The 5,662-nt window shown below is 74.3% G+C and carries 6 protein-coding genes; 5 read left to right on the top strand and 1 reads right to left on the bottom strand.

All coding sequences use genetic code 11. The features are described 5' to 3' along the window. Positions 1 to 77: 77 nt before the first annotated feature. On the top strand, positions 78 to 203 hold the full coding sequence (locus VQ02_RS39820; protein ID WP_276330953.1) for a hypothetical protein: 126 nt from the start codon (positions 78 to 80) through the stop codon (positions 201 to 203). Between the two features lie 49 nt (positions 204 to 252). On the opposite strand, the gene VQ02_RS23510 is transcribed toward VQ02_RS39820, so the two are convergent. Next, positions 253 to 555 (bottom strand): hypothetical protein, encoded by a 303-nt coding sequence (locus VQ02_RS23510; protein WP_048446654.1) that lies wholly within the window; start codon positions 553 to 555, stop codon positions 253 to 255. A 225-nt stretch (positions 556 to 780) separates the two neighbouring features. Here VQ02_RS23510 and VQ02_RS23505 point away from each other — a divergent pair, with 225 nt between their 5' ends. The 4 genes from VQ02_RS23505 to VQ02_RS23490 form a co-directional block, all read left to right on the top strand. After that, positions 781 to 2,313, top strand: a complete 1,533-nt coding sequence (locus VQ02_RS23505) for a phytoene desaturase family protein (RefSeq protein WP_048446653.1) — start codon at positions 781 to 783, stop codon at positions 2,311 to 2,313. 149 nt (positions 2,314 to 2,462) lie between these two features. After that, the gene (locus VQ02_RS23500) at positions 2,463 to 3,218 is read left to right on the top strand and encodes a lysophospholipid acyltransferase family protein (RefSeq protein WP_048446655.1); all 756 of its coding nucleotides are present in this window, start codon (positions 2,463 to 2,465) and stop codon (positions 3,216 to 3,218) included. Continuing rightward, positions 3,215 to 4,333 carry a glycosyltransferase family 2 protein gene (locus VQ02_RS23495; protein ID WP_048446652.1) on the top strand — a complete coding sequence of 373 codons (1,119 nt, stop codon included), beginning with the start codon at positions 3,215 to 3,217 and terminating at the stop codon, positions 4,331 to 4,333. Before VQ02_RS23500 ends, VQ02_RS23495 begins: the two co-directional genes overlap by 4 nt. Positions 4,334 to 4,353: 20 nt before the next feature. Then, positions 4,354 to 5,662: amidase (locus VQ02_RS23490; protein ID WP_048446651.1), on the top strand; the 1,309-nt coding region annotated here is incomplete at its 3' end.

Below are 5,662 nucleotides of genomic sequence, written 5' to 3'. Positions count from 1 at the left end.
ACTGACTGCACTGTAACCCCGACGTCACCTTCCACGACGATCAGTCCCGCATCCGCACCGCTCATGCTCCGGAGAACATGCTGACGGTCCGCCACATCGCGGTGAACGTCGCAGCCCGCAAAAAAGGAAAGGATTCCATGCGCCTCGCCCTCAAAACCGCAGGCTGGGACGACGACTACCTCGTCAGGCTCGTTGCCCCATGACACTTCACCCGATTGCCCTGGGCGAAAACGTCGCGGCCGGCATCGCGCCTCACGGCCGGGCGAACGTCGCGTCCGGGGTCGCGGCGGGCGAGCCGGGGGGCAGCGGGCCGTCGTCGCCGATCACGCTGGTGGTGCCGCCGGGCGGTCCGTCGAAGCCGACGACGCCCATCGGGTTGCTCGGCGTGACGTTCGGGTTCGGCCGCACCGGCCGGACGCTGCCGGTGGCCGGCGGATCGAGGGGCGTCGCGCGCGGGCTGACCGTGATGTCGAGGGCCTCCTGCGCCACCGCCGGGCCGGCGAGGGCGAGGCCCAGGAGGCCCATGAGGCCGACGAAGGCGAAGGTCGTCTTCATGGTGGTGGTCTCCGTTGCGGCTCGTGCTGCCGCTCCCGCCGGATCAACGCGACGGGCGCGGTGCGGGGTTCCGCCCGCACCGCGTCGTGAGAGCGCCGGGGCGCTCACGGCGCAACGAAGGGCGCCGCCGGCGCGGCAACGTGGACCGGTCCCGGCGCGTTGACCGGCCTATCCCCGAGCCTAGCTTGTCCAGAACGGGCGCTTGGCCCGCTCGGGAGAGGCGTGATGGCGGGGTCCTCGGTCGCGGTGGTCGGCGGCGGGTTGGGCGGTCTGGCGGCGGCCTGCGTGGCCGCTTCGCGGGGGCACGACGTGACCCTCTACGACAAGAACGCCTGGATCGGCGGCAAGGCGGCCGTGCTGCACGAGGGCGGGTTCCGCTTCGACATGGGGCCGACCATCCTGACGGTGCCTCGGGTGCTCGAGCGCATCTTCGCCGAATCCGGCCGCTCGGTGCACGACTACATGGACCTGCGCCGGCTCGACCCGCAATGGCGCTGCTTCTTCGACGACGGCAGCCGCATCGACCTGATGGAAAATGTCTCGGCGATGGCGGCCGAGATGGACCGCTTCGCCCCCGGCCAGGGCGCCGGCGAGGGCTACCGGCGCTTCCTCGCCCTGTCCGAGCACCTGCACGGCGTCTCGGAGAAATTCTTCTTCTGGAAGCCGGTGCAGGACCTGTTCGACACCATCGACATCCGCGCCAACCTCAACCCCGGCACCCTGCGCGACGTGCTCTCGCTGCGCATGCACGCCTCGGTCGCCGGCACCATCCGGGGCAAGGTGCGCGACGCGCGCCTCGCCCAGATGCTCGACCACTTCGTGCAGTATGTCGGCTCCTCGCCCTACGGCGCGCCGGCGGTGCTCTGCGCCATCGCCCACATGCAGACCGCGGACGGGGTCTGGTACCCGATGGGCGGCACGCGGGCGGTGGCCGAGGGGCTGATGAAGCTCGCCGGCGACCTCGGCGCGACGCTGAATGCCGACAGCGAGGTCGAGGGCGTCGCGATCGAGAACGGCGCCGTGAAGGGCGTGCGGGTCGGGGGCGGCGTCGTGCCCTACGACAAGGTGATCTCCAACATGGACGCGGTGCGCACCTACCGCGAGCTCGTCGGCGGCGAGGTCGGGCGGGCTTACGAGAAGCGCAGCTTCGAGCCGGCCTGCTCGGGCGTGGTGCTCTATCTCGGCCTCAACAAGCGCTACGACCACCTCGCCCACCACGACTTCGTGTTCTCGCGCGACCCCGAGGAGGAGTTCGACGCGATCTACCGCAAGGGCGAGCCGGCGCCGGACCCGACCGCCTATCTCGCCGCGCCGAGCAGCACCGATCCGACGGTGGCGCCCGAGGGCGGCGAGGCGCTCTACGTGCTGGTCCACACGCCGTATCTCCGTCCCCACCACGACTGGTCGAAGATGCTGCCGGCCTACCGGCAGAAGATCCTCGACAAGCTCAAGCGCACCGCCGGCATGCCGGACATCGAGGAGCGCATCGTGGTCGAGCGGCACCTGACCCCGGCGGACATCCATTCCCGCTACAAGGTGCTGAACGGCGCGATCTATGGGCTGGCCTCCCATGGCCGGATCATGGGGGCGTTCAAGCCCGGCAACCGCTCGCGGGAGGTGCGCGGCCTCTACCTCGCCGGCGGCGCCGCCCATCCCGGGCCCGGGATGCCGATGGTGATGATGTCGGGCTGGATCGCCGCCGACGCCCTCGACCAGGACGCCCGCGGCACTGCCGAGGCCTTGAAGGCCGCCTCGTGAGCGGGCGGGCCAACCTGCCCGGGCGGGCCGGCCCGCCCGCGCGGGACTTGCCGGTTCGGCGGGACTTGCCGGCTCGGCGGGACTTGCCGGCTCGGCGGGACTTGCCCCCGGATCCGGTCGCGGCCCGCTCCCCCCTCGTCTGGCGCTTCATGGGCGCGTACTTCGCCCGCTACGTGAGGCGCCACCTCAACGCCGTGCGGGTGGCGACCTGGGGCATGCCCCCGGCGGCGCCCGCGTCCGGGCCGGTGGTGATCTACTGCAACCATCCGGCCTGGTGGGACGCGGCCCTGATCATCCTGCTCGCCCGGCGCTTCTTCCCCGCGGCCGAGAGCTTCGCGCCGTTCGACGCGGCGATGCTCGCCCGCTACCGCATCTTCTCCCGCATGGGCGCCTTCGGGGTCGACCTCGATTCCCCCCGCGGCGCGGCCTCGTTCATGGCCGCGTCCCGGAAGATCCTGGACCGGCCCGGCCGGGTCATGTGGATCACCGCGCAGGGGCGCTTCAGCGACGTGCGCGAGCGGCCGCTGGGCTTGCGCCCCGGCGTCGCGCGGCTGCCCGAGCTCGCGCCCGAGGCCCTGGTCGTGCCGCTCGCCCTCGACTACGCCTTCTGGGACGAGCGCGGCGCGGAGGCCTGCGCCGCCTTCGGGCCGGGGATCGCCGCCCGCGACCTCCTCGCCCTGCCCCGCCCGGACCGCCTCGCGCGCCTGGAGGCCGATCTGACCGCCACCCTCGACCGCCTCGGCGCCGACGTGCAGAGCCGCGATCCCGTCCGCTTCGTCCCCCTGCTGGAGGGCCGGCGCGGCGTCGGCGGCGTCTACGATGCCTGGCACCGCGCGGCGGCGGCGATCGCCGGGCGCCGGTTCGTCCCGGGCCACCGCGCCGGGGACGGGGGGCGGGCGCCGTGACCGTGCTGGCGCTCGTCGCCCTCGCGCTGGCGCTGCTGCCGGCCGTGCTGGCGCTCGCCAACCTGCTGGCTCTGCGCAGGAAACCCTCCGGGGCGCCCGCGCCGGACTCTCTCGTCTCAATCCTGATCCCGGCCCGCAACGAGGCCGCCAATATCGGCCCGACCCTGGCGGCGGCGCTGGCCAGCACCGGCGTGGCGATCGAGGTGATCGTCGCCGACGACCACTCGACCGACGCCACCGCGGCGACCGTCGCGGCGGCCGCGGCCCGCGATTCCCGCCTGCGCCTGATCGCGGTGCCGCCCCTGCCCGCCGGCTGGACCGGCAAGAACCACGCCTGCCACGTCCTCGGGCAGGCGGCCTCGGGACGCCACCTGCTGTTCATCGACGCCGACGTGCGCCTGCGCCCCGGTGCCGCCGCGGCGCTCGCCGCCGCCGCCGTGGCGTCGGGTGCGGCCCTGGTCAGCGGCGTGCCCCGGCAGGTCACCGGCACCCTCGGCGAGCGCCTGACCGTGCCGATGATCAACTTCCTGCTGCTGGGCTACCTGCCGATCCCGCTGATGCGCCGCCTCCGCGACCCCGCCCTCGGGGCCGCCTGCGGCCAGCTCGTCCTGGCGGAGGCGGAGGCCTACCGCCGGGTCGGCGGGCACGGGGCGATCCGGGAGAGCCTGCACGACGGCGTGCTGCTGCCGCGGGTGTTTCGCCGGGCGGGCCTGCGCACCGACCTCGTGGCCGCCTCCGACCTCGCGACCTGCCGGATGTACACGGATTTCCGCCAGGCCTGGGCCGGCTTCTCGAAGAACGCCCACGAGGGCCTGGCGACGCCCCGCGCCCTGCCGATCTGGACCCTGCTGCTGGGCGGCGGCCACGTCCTGCCGCCGCTCCTGGTGCTGGCCGCCCTCCTCGGCGCGGGCAGCCTGCCGCTCGCGGCGGCGGCCCTCGCCCTGTCCCTCGGCACCCGGGCGGCGATCACCCTCGCCACCCGCGAGGACCCCTGGACGATTCCCCTCCACCCGATCACCGTGGCGCTGGCGCTGACCTTGCAATGGAACGCGCTGCTGCGTCCGCGCCGGGCCGGGGTCGCCACCTGGAAGGGGCGCACCTACCCGGCGGCCTGACGCGTCACGAGGGAGACACCATGACGGAGATCCGCGACCTCGACGGCGGCGCCATCCTGGCCGCCTACCGCGACCGCACCCTCTCCCCGCGCGACGTGGTGGCCGACGCCCTCGCCCGCATCGACCGCCACGGCCCGGACCTCGACGCCTTCGTGCTGGTCGACCGCGACGGCGCGCTCGCGGCGGCCGCGGCCTCCGAGGCGCGGTGGGCCAGGGCCGAGCCCCTCGGCCCCCTCGACGGCCTGACCTTCACGGTCAAGGACAACGTCGCCTGGGCCGGCCACCCGATGCGCCGCGGCTCGCTGACCACGCCCGACACCCCGGCGACCGAGAGCGCCCCCGCGGTCGACCGGCTCGTCGAGGCCGGCGCCATCCCGCTCGCCAAGACGACGATGCCGGAATTCGGCTGGAAGGGCCTCGGCGACTCGACCCATACCGGCGCGACCCGCAACCCCTGGGACACGCGCACCACCACCGGCGGCTCCTCGGCCGGGGCCGCCGCGGCGGCGGCGCTCAATCTCGGCCTCCTGCACATCGGCACCGACGGGGCGGGCTCGGTCCGCATCCCGGCCTCGTTCTGCGGCGTCTACGGCCTCAAGCCCAGCTACGGCCGGGTCCCGGCCTTCCCGCCCTCGCCGTTCGGACCGGTGGCCCATCTCGGCCCCCTCACCCGGCGCGTGCGCGATTCCGCCCTGATGATGCAGGCCATTGCCCGGCCCGACCCCCGCGACATGGCGGCCTCCGCCGCCGAGCCGCCGGACTATCTCGCTGGCCTGGAGGCCGGGGTGCGGGGCCTGCGCGTCGCCTGGAGCCCTCGCCTCGGATACGCCACGGGGATCGATCCCGAGGTGGCGCGCCTGACAGAGGCCGCGGCCCGCACCTTCGCCGACCTCGGCGCGAAGGTCGAGGAGGCCGATCCCGGCTTCTCCGACCCGGTCGAGACCCTCAACGGGATCTGGCTCGTCGGCGCCTGGTGCGTGCTGCGGGCGATTCCCGAGGAGAAGCGCGACCTCGTCGAGCCGGCCCTGCGGGCGGCGGCGGAGCGCGGGCGGCACATCGCGGCGCCGGATTTCGTCGCCGCCCTCAACGCCCGCGGCGCGCTGTTCACCGCCATGGCGCGCTTCCACCGGACCTACGACCTGCTCCTGACGCCCTCGCTCGCCACCCCGGCCTTCGCGGCCGGCAACCTGACGCCCCCGGACGGGCGCTACGGCGACGACTGGCTGAACTGGACGCCGTTCTCCTACCCTTTCAACCTCACCGGCCAGCCGGCGGCGAGCGTGCCGTGCGGGCTGACCGCGGGCGGCCTGCCGGTCGGCCTGCAGATCG

The organism is Methylobacterium variabile, from assembly GCF_001043975.1.
Classification (GTDB): Bacteria; Pseudomonadota; Alphaproteobacteria; order Rhizobiales; family Beijerinckiaceae; genus Methylobacterium; species Methylobacterium variabile.
This window is presented reverse-complemented; position numbering and strand designations above follow the sequence as displayed.